This window comes from Aliivibrio sifiae, from assembly GCF_002954705.1.
Taxonomy (GTDB): Bacteria; Pseudomonadota; Gammaproteobacteria; order Enterobacterales; family Vibrionaceae; genus Aliivibrio; species Aliivibrio sifiae_A.
In genome coordinates this window covers 798,502-813,152 of the sequence record NZ_MSCO01000002.1, presented here as the reverse complement: position 1 = coordinate 813,152, position 14,651 = coordinate 798,502, and the positions used below count along the sequence as shown (strand labels likewise).

The window sequence follows — 14,651 nt, the reverse complement described above, 5'->3', positions numbered from 1 at the left end:
AAGTGGCATCCCATTTTTATTTAGCTCTATTAAAATAGTATCGTGATTATTTAACTAACCATTCGATTGCTTCACCAGCACGAATTGGAACAACAAAATCATTACCAAATGTCATTGTTTCAGGTGCTATCCATGCTTCTTTTACTAATGTAATTGTATCTGTGTTACGAGGAAGGTTGTAAAAGTCAGGGCCGTTGAAACTTGCAAATGCTTCAAGGTTTTCTAATTTACCTTCGTTCTCAAATACTTCGGCATACAGTTCGATTGATGCATGAGCAGTATAAGAACCTGCACAACCACAAGCTGCTTCTTTTTTGTCTTTCGCGTGTGGTGCTGAATCAGTACCAATAAAGAACTTAGGGTTACCGCTTGTTGCTGCTTCAACTAAAGCTTGCTGATGCGTGTTACGTTTTAAGATTGGTAGGCAGTAGAAGTGGGGCTTAATGCCACCAACTAACATGTGATTACGGTTGAACAATAAATGGTGTGCCGTAATCGTTGCAGCAACGTTTGGACCTGCATTTTTAACAAAATCAGCCGCGTCTTTGGTAGTGATATGTTCTAGAACGATTTTTAGTTCTGGGAAATCATTAACGATAGGAGCAAGAACAGTATCAAGGAAGGTTTTTTCACGGTCGAAGATATCCACATCGTGGGTTGTTACTTCGCCATGAATAAGCAATAGCATGTCTTCTTCCTGCATCGTTTTTAATACTGGGTAAACTTTGCTAACGTCACTTACGCCAGAATCTGAATTGGTTGTTGCACCAGCAGGATAAAGTTTAGCAGCAACAATATGACCTGTTGCTTTCGCTTTACGGATCTCATCTGATGTTGTCTTTTCTGTTAAGTATAGAGACATGATTGGAGCAAAGGTATCAGATGAATTTACGGCTTGGATGCGTTCACGGTAGCTAAGCGCTTGTTCTGTGGTTATTACTGGAGGAACTAGGTTTGGCATAATTAATGCGCGGCCATTATAACGGCCAGAATCACGTACAGTGTCAGTTAATACGTCACCATCACGTAGATGTAAATGCCAATCATCAGGACGAATAATTGTTAAAGTTGTCATTTGCTGCTCCCACCAGAAAAAGAAATAAGAGCCTAAGCGTTATCGAGTTAATCGTTTGCTTAGGCGAAAGGATTCTAAAGCAAAATGAATAGAACGAATAGGATTAAGTCAAAATTAGTAACAAATTTGACTTAAAAGGTAAAAGAAAAGACAATGCGTTCAGTTTTTATACAGACAGAGTAAGTATTTATGAAGAAGAGCAAAAAAGAAGTTAAAGCAACTTCTGAGTTTGATCATGGCCGAGGCGTGATTAAAGACAACGCATTAAAAGCAGTTGTAACGAGTTCATTATTTTCTACCAGAGTAATGAAGGCGAAAAAAGGAAAGGGGAGTTTTTTAAGAAAAGAAAAACACAAAGGGTTTAAAGAACCCTATTCAAAAGCCGCGTAAGTTTTTGAATAGGCTTTTTTGTGATCTAAGTTCAGTTTTTATTGCTAATTGAACAAATATCCACCGTTTAACTTGTTGAAATGAAAAAAGATCTTTACCTCTGCGCTAAGTGTGGCATTATCTATCTCGTTCGACGATGTGCGTACATCGTATAATGGCTATTACCTCAGCCTTCCAAGCTGATGATGCGGGTTCGATTCCCGCTGTACGCTCCAATCTCTTTTCACCCTCCTCAAGAGATTGTTCCTGTTTTAAAATTCCAATTTATTGAAAATTAAGCGCTTAGTGGCGTATTTCGTTGTATCTGGCGTTTGTCAAAATCCAAATTTATATTTCTTTATTCTTGTTTGTTCTAATCAATCCCTACGTAATTATCAGATCAGCTACTTGCCTTGATAGACTTAATAAATAAGGCATCTTATTGTTCGTTTTAACATAGCTTATAAAAAAGCCCTAGCTTCGAAAAGCAAAGGGCTTATTGTTTTAGTTAAAGTTATTAACTGATTTTATCTAGGTACTTAACTAAATTATTGAGGGTTAAGACCTAATTGCTCTAGAACCAGTTTAAAGTTAGCACGACGCTCTTTCACGTTATGAACTTCACCAGTAGAACACACTAAATCAGGACAACCACGGTTTACGATACCTGATACATCATCGATAAAGTCAGTGCCTTTCATACCGCTATCAACATACTTCTTAAGTTCGTTGTGGTAGTTCCAGTTGCCGTACTGACCAGACTCGTCAGGATATGCTTGTACTGAAGTAACCCAGTAGAATAGACCTGCAATCCACTTGATTTCCTTGTTCTCTTCAGAGCTACAAATTAAACCAGGATTTGAACAGAAATCTAGTTGAGCGTATAGCGGGTTTTCTGGTGGCGCTTCAACAACAACACCATCAATTGTTTTACCAATTGCCTCAGGGTCTACATGTGAACGACCTAAGTAGTGGTTAAGTGTACCGAAGTTTTGACGACCAGTAGTTTGGATTACACCACGGCCCCACCAACCACAACCTTCAACGTCAGCTTGGCTGCTACCATCCCAAATAAAGCTACCTGCTTTTTGGTCTACGTATGTTTTACATGTATCACGTTCCCATACTTGCTTAGATGTATCTACAGAAGTAGGTACGTCGTTACAGTGACCACTGTTAGTCCAACGACCAACGCTACCGTTAACAAGCAGACCGCGCTCTTCAAGTACCGCATTTGGAGCAGCAAATACTGGAGCTGGTGCGCCGTACCATTTAGCGTGAGTTAGTGCGCTTACTTCCATTTTGTTATCACGAGGACAAGAATAAGCGTGATCCAAACCAGAAACAGGGTTTACACCGTAATCTGCATATTTTTGACCAAGTTGACCACAGCTCGCTGACATTGGGTAATCTGTTGCAGCACCGTATCTAATTTCAGCCCAGTTGTTCTCATCACATGCGTTGTAACGAATCGTTTCTTGCATACTTTGTGCTAAGAATGCAGCAATCGCTACTTTAGCGTATTTGATGTTTGTTGCATCATCAACGTTTTCATCTAGCAGCCAGAACTTGTTACCCGCAACACCAACATTATGCATTGCATTCAGACCTGTCATGAAGTCAGTCCACTTATAAACAGTAGACGGAACCCATTGTGATTGAGGTGTTTCGTACAAAAATGCTGTGTTGTTCATTGTATCTTCAGCGTCAGCCAATTCACGGTTTAACGCGTCAATAATAGTTAATTGGCCATTTTCTGTTGATTCACCAACGTAGTACAATGGCATTTTAGCTTTTTTGTATTCTTCGATTTCAGTCGTTAAGTTTGCTGTATCTTTATCAAATACGATAGCAAATACGTTGCTGAACGCTGCTTTACGCACTTGTGGTTTGCTTGCATTATCACCCATAAAATAAGCAGAAGCTTGATCTGTAGGGATATTGTTTAGCATTACAGGCGTTTTAACAAAATCAGAAACTTGCTTAACGTACTCTAGTGCATTGTGCCATTGGTCGCTAGTTAGAGCGGCCGTTGAGCTTGACTTAGTGAACGCAATGAAATCCGCTTTAGTTGCAACATCTGCTTTGAACAACTCTAGTTTGTCTAGTAGATCAGCGCTGTAGTTAGAAGCTTCATCCCAAACAGATTGTCTGCCAGAGTGAGTATCAAACGCGAAATCACCAATGCTTAGAGACCAACCGTAGTTTGCTTCTGGTGCTAGCGTAGAGATGATTAGGTGGTGCGCATTAGCCCAGCCTTTCAAGTCATTGCTAAGCGCGTTGATGTCATCAATGTCAATCTTGTTGCCAGTGATGTCCATCGCTTTAGTTAGCGCTTCTTTAACCGCAATGCTGTTTGAAGATAATGCTTTATCTTGCGTTGCTTGATCAAGAACATCAGTGTTGATGATAATTGATGCAGAGCCAGCTTGTGCCGCTTTATTAATGATAGATACAAACGTACTTGTTAGCTTATCAAAATCAGCTAAATCAGCGCTGTTGCTAGCGTCAATAGTTAGCATTGCTGGTGCCGCAGACGATGGGCTAGCAACAACTAACGTGTTTGGCCAACCAGCAACTTCTAGACGAACTGGGTCCATTGGGTTTGGTAGAGAAAGAAGCGGTGCTGTACCTGGTTCTGTACCATCACAATTCAGGTGAAGTGCCCATGAATCATCGCTACCAGGAACAGATTTAGTCCAGTAGATCGCAGAGTATGCGATGTTCTTGTTAACCATAATGTCGCCACCAGTTGCGTGATCACCACGTGTCCAGTCTGGGTAAACATTAAAGTCTTTACATAAGTCACCTGTTACTGGTGGCTCAACTGGCGGCTCAACTGGCGGCTCAACCACATCTTCTTCAACAGTAATTTTCACACTTGTTGTAGATGACAGATCTTGAGCGTCAGTAGCGATAGCTTTCAGTGTTACGTTACCTGCTTGAGTCGGCTGAAAATCACACGCAAACGTGTTGGTATTAGCCGCGTCAAATGAACAGATTTCTTTGTTGTTTGCGGTAACAACCAGTGTCGTTAAATCGTTATCTGCATCTGTTGCATTAACAGAGATAGCAACGCTTTCAGTTACGTTGATTGCAGAGCCATTAGTTGGCGTAACAAATTTAACAACAGGTGCAACGAAATCTTCAGTTACTTCTGCTTCTACAACAACAGATACTGATTTTTGTTCGATTTTTTGGTTATTTTTATCGAATACAAATACGTTAACTACCGCATTACCAGCTTCAACCGGAGTCCAAGCGTGAGAGTACTGAGTGTTGTTCTCGTTAACTGCTTTTTCAGCTAGTTTTGTGTTGTTTACCCAAAACTCAACTTTAGCAGCTTGGTTACCATCAACATGTGCACTGATAGCAATCGTTTCATTTGCCTGAATAACTTGACCAGCTGTTGGTGCAAGAATAGACAGTTCAGTTTCTTCTGGTTCAGGCTCAGGATTAACAGGCTCGTCAGAACATTCTGTTAGTGACCAGAACCATGAGCTTGCACTCGGAGCTTCCCAAACACCTGGATTGTTTTGAGCAATAAAACATTGATTTTCGTATGAAACAACGTCGCCATTTTTAACCTGAGTTTTACCTGGAATAAAAGGAATAATGTTACCCAAGTCTGGATCTGGATTCGGTCCCGGATTTGGACCTGGGTCAGGATTTGGTTCACCAGAACAAACTGCTGTATCCCAAAACCATGAGTCTGAAGTTGGAGACTCCCACACGCCTGGGTTATTTTTAGCAACAAAGCAGTCACCGTTGAAAGAAACCATATCGCCGTTTTGAACTTTTGTCTCACCTGGAACAAAAGTAACAATGTTAGACGTTAAATTTACATCAGCGGCGTATAGATACCCACTGAACATAACGCTAGTAATAGCGGCTGTTATTTTATTTATTTTTATCACTGCTTTTTCTTCTTTTTATTTATCTTAATCTAGATAAATTTATTAATTATTAAAAGTGTACGATGGATAGATTGTTTTATTATTTGTGTTAAATAAAGGTTAGTTTCTGAATCACAGTAAGTAGATGAAAACCTTCAATCGATCCATACAAAATTCACATATCACTATTAAATTGATAGCGAGGCTGAATTTTCGTGCATTTTAACCAGAAGAAATTTTAAGGATATCTTAAAATATCAAAAGTGTGATATTACTTCTATTTTTATTGTTGGTTTTTTTTGTTGGGTATGTTATGGAGTCAAGTTTTTGGCGCTAATTTTTATAAAAACACTCTTGGATTTACTTTAAGTCAACCTGTTGTTTACCTCTACCTTAGGTTTTAGTGTAATTTTATTTTCCAAAAATGAACGGCAACATTGAATTTAGTTAGATGGGGCTTGGGTTGCTTTTTATTTAATAGGTTATTTTCTTGCGGAATGTAAACTTATTGGTGTTTTCTATATTGGATTGTCATGGATTTATAAAAGACTGGATATACTTATATAATTAAATATTTTTTAACGAAACATAACTGTTGATAGTACGCTAATAGGGTAATATTTTCTGTATGTAACAGTTAATTTGGAAAACTTAAATTTTTCAAATAGTTAAACGTAGGTCACTTAATTTTGTATTTTTTCAATCTATACTGATAAAAATCATATAATTAAAGAGGTCGCCTTATGTCTACTTTACCTCTCACGCATAAGCAAGTTTACCGTTCCGCTAGCCTAGATGAGAACACCTGTAAATCAACTAAGTATATTACTCCCATTGATGAAATCGTTGGACAAGATAGAGCACAACAAGCTGTTGAGTTTGCGATGTCTATTCCTGATCGTGGTTATAACATATATGCCGTAGGCCAGAATGGTCTCGGTAAGAGAACCATGGTGTTGCGTTATTTAAAGCGGCACAAACCCATAGGTAATGGGTTATGTGATTGGTGCTACGTTACTAACTTTGACGATACACGAACACCAAAAGTATTAATGTTGCCTGTCGGTAGCGGCCTAAGCTTCAAAAAAGAAATTGAAAAGATAACTCTAAAACTCGCAAAGGCTATTCCTCTTGCGTTTGATAATGAACTTTATTACACACGAACAGGCACATTAAAGAATCAATTAGTAGATAAGCAAGAGTCTTTACTTGGCTCATTAACCAAAGAGGCAAAAACTAAAGGTATTAGCTTAGCTGTAACCACTCAAGGTGATTATCAATTTATCGCAATGAACGGTGAAGAACTGCATACAGAAGATAGCTTTGAGGCTCTGGATAGACAAGAACAGCGCCAACTTGAATCTATTATTGATGAATTAGAAATAAAGTTACGTAGCTTGGTTAGACAATTAACTGAATGGGAAGATAAATATTCTGATAAAATCGAAAAGTTAAATGAAGAAGTGGTGTCTCAAGTTTTAACTGTTAACTTTGAAGCGATCAAAACTAAGTATCAAGAATCAAAAGTAGTAACCCAACATTTAAAAGAAATGGAAAAGGACATCTTAGAAAATTTTGATGTTTTCATTCAAGAAGGGAATGAAGATGCAGAGCTTGCTTATGCATCATTAGATAAGAAACTCCCACGTCGTTATCAAATTAATTTGATTGTTAGTCAGAAAGATGAGCATTTTCCACTTATCGTAGAAGAAAGCCCAAGTTACCATAATCTATTTGGTTATATAGAAAATGCAACGTTCAAAGGCACTGTATTTACTGATTTTTCTTTAATTCGACCAGGAAGCTTACATAAAGCAAATGGTGGTGTTTTATTGATGGACGCGGTGAAAGTATTAGAACGCCCATATGTTTGGGATGGCTTAAAGCGAGCATTACGCTCCCAAAACTTAAATTTAAGTTCATTAGAAAAAGAAGTGACGCTTTCTGGTACCGTTTCTTTAGAGCCAGAACCTATTCCATTGAATGTCAAAATTATCTTGTTTGGTGACTACCAAACGTACCAATTATTACAACATTATGATGCAGAGTTTGGTGAGTTGTTTAAAGTAACGGCTGATTTTGAAGATGACATGCCACGAACAGACGCGTCAGAGTTTCATTATGCGCAGTTTATCTCAAGCATTGTTCAAGACGGTAATATGTTACAGTGTGATAAAAGAGCGATTGAACGAATTATAGAATACAGTTCTCGTCAGGCCGGTGATCAAAATCGATTGTCTCTGCATTCGGCTGATATTTCTAATTTGTTGAAAGAAACGAATTACATTGCCAGAGCGGCGAATTCCAATATGATACGTTTAAAGCACGTAGAGCAGGGATTGGCTAATAAAGAACACCGAGTCAATCGAGTACAAGATGGCGTAATGCAAAGCTTTTTTAACGGTACAACCTTATTAGAAACAGAGGGGGGAGTCGTTGGGCAAGTCAATGCGTTATCGGTGCTATCAACATCAAATCATCAATTCGGTATGCCAAATAGAATTACGGCTACTACATCTTTTGGTAAAGGTGAAGTTTTTGATATTGAAAGAAAAGTTGAGTTAGGTGGAAGTATTCATTCAAAAGGAGTGTTCATTCTTAGTGCCTACTTAGCATCTCTATTTGGTAGTGAGAAAACAATACCACTAAAAACATGTTTAGCATTTGAACAATCTTATGGTGGTGTTGATGGAGATAGTGCGTCCATGGCTGAGTTTTGTTCTATTATTTCAGCTTTTTCAGGTATGCCTATTCGCCAAGATATTGCAATTACAGGTTCAATGAATCAATTCGGTGAAGCTCAACCTATCGGTGGAGTCAATGAGAAAATAGAAGGTTTTTATCAAGTATGTAAGATTAAGGGATTACAGCCAACACAAGGTGTTATTATCCCTCAATCTAACGTTCAAAATTTGATGTTAAACACTGAAATCACTCAAGCGATAGAAAAGGGCTCATTTACTATTTGGCCAGTAAAGCATGTGAGTGAGGCTATTGAATTATTTACCGGACTTTCTGTTGAACTTGAAAGTGGTAATGGCATATATAATATAATACGTTCAAAATTAATTAGTTAATTCTTCTTTTATAAAAGGTATAGGATCAATTCTATGCCTTTTTTTATATTGTTATGAAGAGAATTGAATTAATATGGTAAACGGTGATATAATCACCAACAGATAACAATAAAATAAAAGGCTCTTTCTCCAAGAGTTTCTTTCTTTGTAGTTTGTTTCACTCTATGTGTTCAGAGGTTTTATATGTACCACCCTTTATCGCCACGACTCGATTTCAGTACATTTCAAATTGTGCGTGGAAAGAAAACGTATATTGAAGAAAATCTATTGTTACGCGTAAAGCAGGTTGATATATCAGGAACTGAATATTGGATCCCGATTGGTATTAATTGGAATGATGGCCAATCGACTAAGCGTCGTAGAATGGAATTTGCGCAAGTGCGCTTTGCTCGTAAAGGGCAGCCTTATTATAGTAAAGCATATTATGCTGATTTTGATAATGAAGAAAACGACATAGATGCGCGTTCAGAGGCAATTATTGAAGCGGCATGGTCGATTGCTGAACTTGTTGAACAAGACGAGTATGAAACCGCAGATGCTGCAAGAAAAACCAAGACATTTACAGCGAAGTCGGCTTATAAAGGTTTGCACCCTAATATTCAATTAAAACTATCAATGATAAATGGCACGCCTTATGTTAATAGCCATTTTGAACGACATGAAAGTAAATCCTGTTACCGATCTCATAATTTCTCTCGTAGTTTATACAATATTGATTTTAATGATCTTGGGAATTTTTTAGCAGAATTAAATGCAATCGGTGGGGTGTTGGATACTTATTTAAAAACCAAAGATGCGGATATAAAAGAATTTAAGCCAAGTAAAACGTTAACGACAACCCCATTATCTAAATTCGAGATGCGTGAAATTTGTGATCAACTGGTTCAAAAGGCGATGGATGGTTGCCAAGCTGAATTTGAGAAAACATGGTTTGAGTTTAAACGTAAACCAAAACAAATATTAATGATTGAAGCTGATGATAAATCTCATTTCATTGTTAGAAAAGAATTCGTTAAAACCGGTTCTACAATTCATCTTAAGAAGTTTACAGCCTGTACACACCCAACACATGTGTTACGAAAAGTCGCTTTAATGAAGGCAAATTATAACTGGGCGAATTATAAAACAGAACGTAAAGCTGAATCTGCTAAAGGGAAGTACTTTATGACTGCCCATCCATCATCCAATGTAGTGGGCGTCGTCGCCAAAGTGATGGAAGATGAGGTTATCTTTAAAGGGATTACTGGTCAAACTCCTCGTAGTAGTTATAAGTTCAAAATCTTCTCAACTAAAAAAATGAGTGAAAAAATGGCTTTTATTGAAGCTAAAAAAGCGTTTTTAGAGGCGATGGAAGAGAATAAATGGTCCGATTATAAGTTGAGTAAAGAGTTCTCCGTCTACCAATCTAAATAGTATTCATTTAATATTTTTTCTTACTCCTTATGCCTTAATGAAGTCATAAGGAGTATAGATAAATTCCATTTAATTGTTTGCTATAAAAATACTGAGATCTAATTTTATTGGTTGCCCTAACCATATAGCTGATGTTGTATGATCAATATATTCATCATCAGTGAGTGGATGTATAAGTATTGAAAGATCTTCTCTATTCACTTTAAGCCATGATATAACCGTATCATAATCATTATGTTTAAAAGAAACTTGACGGCTCCAGATTGGATGTGGACCTACTGGTTTTTTATTTATATTTCCTAACTCATATCCAAACCTTTCATATAATTCTTCTGTTAAATCAACAGCTAAATCAATACTGTTTTCATCGAAATAAATATGAACGTGATAACCATGAATTTCTAACTGGGACATATGATGCTCTAAAAATGGTACAAAAAAGGCTAAACCGAAGTTTAGCCTGTATTTAATTCATTGTGAAATGAGAATACTTATTCCCAATCTAGAATTACTTTACCTGACATACCAGAACGCATCATATCGAAGCCCGCTTGGAAGTCGTCGATTTTGTAGTGGTGAGTAATGATAGGTGTTAGATCTAAACCAGATTGGATCAAGCTTGCCATCTTATACCAAGTTTCAAACATTTCACGGCCGTAGATACCTTTAATAACTAAGCCTTTAAAAATTACTTGGTTCCAATCTACCGCCATATCTGATGGTGGAATACCTAGAAGAGAGATCTTACCGCCATGGTTCATGTTAGTTAGCATGCTATTGAATGCGGATGGGTTACCAGACATTTCAAGACCAACGTCAAAGCCTTCAGTCATACCCAAATCAGACATTACGTCTTCAAGCTTTTCGCTCATTACATTTACAGCACGTGTTACGCCCATTTTTTTAGCAAGATCTAAGCGGTATTCGTTTACATCAGTAATTACAACGTGACGAGCACCAACGTGCTTTGCAACAGCAGCTGCCATGATGCCAATTGGACCAGCACCAGTGATAAGAACATCTTCACCTACTAAGTCAAATGATAGGGCAGTGTGAACCGCATTACCAAATGGGTCAAAGATTGATGCAAGATCATCAGAAATCTCAGCAGGGATCTTAAACGCATTAAATGCAGGAATAACTAAGAATTCAGAGAATGCACCAGTGCGGTTAACACCAACACCTGTTGTATTACGACAAAGGTGAGTACGGCCGCCACGACAGTTACGACAGTGACCACAAGTAATGTGACCTTCGCCAGAAACACGATCGCCAATCTCAAAGCCACGAACTTCTTGGCCAATACCAACAACTTCGCCCACGTATTCGTGACCTACAACCATAGGAACAGGAATCGTTTTTTGTGACCACTCATCCCAGTTATAGATATGTACATCAGTACCACAAATTGCGGTCTTCTTAATACGGATAAGAAGATCGTTATGACCCATTTCAGGTTTTTCAACCTCGGTCATCCAAATGCCTTCTTCAGGTTTTAGTTTTGAAAGTGCTTTAATTTTCATTATTTGATGATCTCCATGTCTTTACCAACAGCGATAAAGGCATCAATTGCGCGATCTAGTTGCTCACGAGAATGAGCAGCAGACATTTGTGTACGAATACGAGCTTGGCCTTTAGGCACTACTGGGAAAGAGAAAGCAACAACATAGATGCCTTTTTCTAACGCACGCTCTGCGAATTCAGCGGCTAATTTAGCATCGCCTAACATAATTGGGATGATAGCGTGATCAGCACCACCCATAGTGAAACCAGCGGCTTCCATACGAGTACGGAAATGAGCAGAGTTTTCCCATAAGCTTGTGCGTAAATCACCAGACTCAGCCAGCAAATCAAGAACACGAATAGACGCAGAAACGATTGCAGGAGCAACAGAGTTTGAGAATAGGTACGGACGAGAGCGTTGACGTAACCAATCGATTACTTCTTTTTTACCAGAAGTGTAGCCGCCTGATGCGCCACCCATTGCTTTGCCTAGCGTACCTGTGATGATATCAATACGGTCGATAACATTGTGATGTTCATGAGTACCTGCACCGTTGTCGCCCATAAAGCCAACAGCATGAGAGTCATCAACCATAACTAGTGCATTGTATTTATCAGCTAAATCACAGATAGCAGGAAGATTAGCAACTACGCCGTCCATTGAGAACACACCGTCAGTAACGATAAGAGTATGACGAGCGCCAGCTTCTTTCGCTGCAATTAGTTGTTCTTCTAATTCAGTCATGTTGTTGTTTGCATAACGGAAACGCATTGCTTTACAAAGACGAACACCATCAATGATTGATGCGTGGTTTAGGGCGTCAGAGATGATCGCATCTTCTTTACCTAAAATTGTTTCAAATAAACCAGCGTTTGCATCAAAACATGATGTGTAAAGAATAGTGTCTTCTTTACCTAAGAAAGTAGATAGTTTTTCTTCTAGTACTTTATGGGAGTCTTGAGTACCACAAATAAAACGTACAGAAGCCATGCCAAAGCCGTGCTCATCCATACCATTTTTAGCGGCTTGGATAAGTGCAGGGTGGTTAGCTAAACCTAAGTAGTTGTTAGCACAGAAGTTTAGAACTTCTTGGCCTGTAGAAATAGAAACAGACGCTTTTTGAGCTGAAGTAATGATGCGTTCAGATTTGTATAAACCTTCGCTCTTTACTTCTTCAATTTGATTTTGGATCTGAGTGTAGAATGCAGAAGACATTGTGTTCCCTTTTTTTAGTTATAATTGTTGCTCGTAAAAAGTATAATCAAAATCCGATAAATAGATTCTAATTCAAATCAATTACGACTATTATCCCTAAAAATGGAAAAGCATTAGTGAATCATGGTCACAAATAAACTTATTACTTTATTACCAGACTTAGCAACATATATCGTTGTTGTTAATGAAGGTAGTTTTACAGCAGCAGCTAAGAAATTGGGTGTTACACCTTCTGCATTGAGTAAATTGATTACTCGGTTAGAAAAAGCACTTTCTGTTAAGCTCTTTGAGCGAACAACACGCAGTTTATTGATTACTGAATCGGGTAAGAAGATATATCAGCAATCCGTTATTATGGTTGAGGCGGCTCAGCAGGCTATTGATATTTCGAGCTCTGAGCATATTGTGCCGTCTGGAAGCTTGACGGTTGCAGCTCCAAAAGCATTCTTAACAATAGTACTTCAACCGCTGATTACACCGTTTTTGATTAAGTATCCTAAAATCCAATTAAAGCTAAGAGCATCGGATGGTGATATCGATATGATAGCTCAAGGGATTGATGTGGTTTTTCGTTTAACCGATAAACCAACAGAAGGTTTGATCATGAAAGAAATAGGAAAGGTTAATCTCAGCTTATGCGCTAGTCCCTCTTATATAGAAGACAGAGGGTTGCCAATCAACCCACATGATCTTACTCATCATGACTGTCTTTATTTAGGAGAAACGACAACAGATCATATTTGGGAATTTGTAAAAGTTGAAGAAAGCCATGTTATAGCCGTGACTGGTCGTTACGCTGTCAATCATTCGCAAATGAGATTAAATGGGGTTAAGGATGGTTTTGGTATTGGGATTTTCCCTGATTTTGTCATAAAAGAGGCTTTAGATAATAACGAGGTTGTTCCTGTTCTTTCTGATTGGCAGATAAAAGGGAATTATCATGGTGTTATCGCTATGCAATACGCTCAGAATAAATATATGCCTTCTCGTTTAAAAGTTTTTACTGAATTTGTAAAAGAGAATTTAATGAAAGAGCAGAGTAAATGATTAAGAAGTTAGAGTTACGATTATTGAGAGGCTTGCCGGGAAGTGGTAAATCGACCTTGGCACAAAGCTTGGACTTGATACATCTTGAAGCGGATCAGTTTTTTGTGAATGAAGAGGGAACTTACTGTTTTGACGGTACTCTTTTAAGCTCTGCTCATCAATGGTGTCAGTTACAATGTGAATTTCACTTATATCATGGTAGAAGTGTTGTCGTCGCTAATACTTTTGTAAAACAGTGGGAAATGGATGCATACAGGAAAATCGCTCAAAAGTATGATGCTGTATTAGAGGTAGATGTGTGCAAGGGAAGATTTAAAAGTACTCATAATGTCCCTGAAAATGTAATAAAAAGGATGAAAAAGGAGTGGGAGGCTTAAAATTAGTTCAAGTTTGAGCGTTTTACTCACGTTTTGTTTGTTTTTTAAGCGCTTGGTTTTTTATGTTTAAAAATGGCTTGCAACTCATAATTAAATCTCTATACTTCGCTTCCGTTGTCACAGCAAACCTTTATTAGTAAGGGCTAGCAGTAATAGCAAGAAGTGAAACATTGACGCGAACCGAGTTTTCAAAAGTTGCTTGCAACTTACTTTTAGTAATTTAAATGACACTTCAAGCAAAGCAAAGCAAAGCGAAAGCCTAGTTTTGAGCTCTTTAATAATTAGACCTTAGCAATTTGTGTGGGCACTTATGGATTGATAGTCAAAATAGCTTAACTTATTTATAAGTGAGCAACTATCAATGAACTGAGTGACTACACAAATATATTTATGTAAGAAATCAGTATTAATCATTGAGTCAAAAACTTTAATTGAAGAGTTTGATCATGGCTCAGATTGAACGCTGGCGGCAGGCCTAACACATGCAAGTCGAGCGGTAACAGGAATTAGCTTGCTAATTCGCTGACGAGCGGCGGACGGGTGAGTAATGCCTGGGAATATGCCTTGATGTGGGGGATAACTATTGGAAACGATAGCTAATACCGCATAATGTCTTCGGACCAAAGAGGGGGATCTTCGGACCTCTCGCGTCAAGATTAGCCCAGGTGAGATTAGCTA

10 protein-coding genes and 1 tRNA gene are annotated in these 14,651 nt (G+C 38.1%); 6 read left to right on the top strand and 5 right to left on the bottom strand.

From position 1 onward, the window contains the following. Nucleotides 1-46 precede the first annotated feature (46 nt). On the bottom strand, nt 47-1,075 hold the full coding sequence (pyrC, locus tag BTO22_RS14700; RefSeq protein WP_105056121.1) for a dihydroorotase: 1,029 nt from the start codon (nt 1,073-1,075) through the stop codon (nt 47-49). A 189-nt stretch (nt 1,076-1,264) separates the two neighbouring features. Between pyrC and arfA the strand changes: the two genes are divergently transcribed. Next, nucleotides 1,265-1,465, top strand: coding sequence for a ribosome alternative rescue factor ArfA (gene arfA, locus BTO22_RS14695; RefSeq protein WP_105056120.1), 201 nt, complete (start codon nt 1,265-1,267; stop codon nt 1,463-1,465). 140 nt (nt 1,466-1,605) lie between these two features. Continuing rightward, nucleotides 1,606-1,680: transfer RNA gene (locus tag BTO22_RS14690), tRNA-Gly, on the top strand. 312 nt (nt 1,681-1,992) lie between these two features. On the opposite strand, the gene BTO22_RS14685 is transcribed toward BTO22_RS14690, so the two are convergent. Next, nucleotides 1,993-5,361: an Ig-like domain-containing protein gene (locus BTO22_RS14685; RefSeq protein WP_181044661.1), complete on the bottom strand. Its 3,369-nt coding sequence runs from the start codon at nt 5,359-5,361 to the stop codon at nt 1,993-1,995. A gap of 722 nt (nt 5,362-6,083) precedes the next feature. Here BTO22_RS14685 and BTO22_RS14680 point away from each other — a divergent pair. Next, nucleotides 6,084-8,417, top strand: a complete 2,334-nt coding sequence (locus BTO22_RS14680) for a Lon protease family protein (protein ID WP_105056119.1) — start codon at nt 6,084-6,086, stop codon at nt 8,415-8,417. A gap of 183 nt (nt 8,418-8,600) precedes the next feature. Beyond that, nucleotides 8,601-9,830, top strand: a complete 1,230-nt coding sequence (locus BTO22_RS14675) for a hypothetical protein (protein ID WP_105056118.1) — start codon at nt 8,601-8,603, stop codon at nt 9,828-9,830. Nucleotides 9,831-9,899: 69 nt separating this feature from the next. Here BTO22_RS14675 and BTO22_RS14670 read toward each other — a convergent pair whose 3' ends face one another. The 3 genes from BTO22_RS14670 to BTO22_RS14660 form a co-directional block, all read right to left on the bottom strand. Continuing rightward, nucleotides 9,900-10,244 (bottom strand): DOPA 4,5-dioxygenase family protein, encoded by a 345-nt coding sequence (locus tag BTO22_RS14670; RefSeq protein WP_105056117.1) that lies wholly within the window; start codon nt 10,242-10,244, stop codon nt 9,900-9,902. Nucleotides 10,245-10,321: 77 nt separating this feature from the next. Then, nucleotides 10,322-11,353 (bottom strand): L-threonine 3-dehydrogenase, encoded by a 1,032-nt coding sequence (tdh, locus tag BTO22_RS14665; protein ID WP_105056116.1) that lies wholly within the window; start codon nt 11,351-11,353, stop codon nt 10,322-10,324. Further along, entirely contained in the window at nt 11,353-12,549 is a 1,197-nt protein-coding gene (locus BTO22_RS14660) for a glycine C-acetyltransferase (protein ID WP_105056115.1), read from the bottom strand. Before BTO22_RS14660 ends, tdh begins: the two co-directional genes overlap by 1 nt. 123 nt (nt 12,550-12,672) lie before the next feature. Here BTO22_RS14660 and BTO22_RS14655 point away from each other — a divergent pair, with 123 nt between their 5' ends. Beyond that, nucleotides 12,673-13,596, top strand: a complete 924-nt coding sequence (locus BTO22_RS14655) for a LysR family transcriptional regulator (RefSeq protein WP_105056114.1) — start codon at nt 12,673-12,675, stop codon at nt 13,594-13,596. After that, nucleotides 13,593-13,973: an ATP-binding protein gene (locus tag BTO22_RS14650; RefSeq protein ID WP_219843876.1), complete on the top strand. Its 381-nt coding sequence runs from the start codon at nt 13,593-13,595 to the stop codon at nt 13,971-13,973. Before BTO22_RS14655 ends, BTO22_RS14650 begins: the two co-directional genes overlap by 4 nt. Nucleotides 13,974-14,651 lie beyond the last annotated feature (678 nt).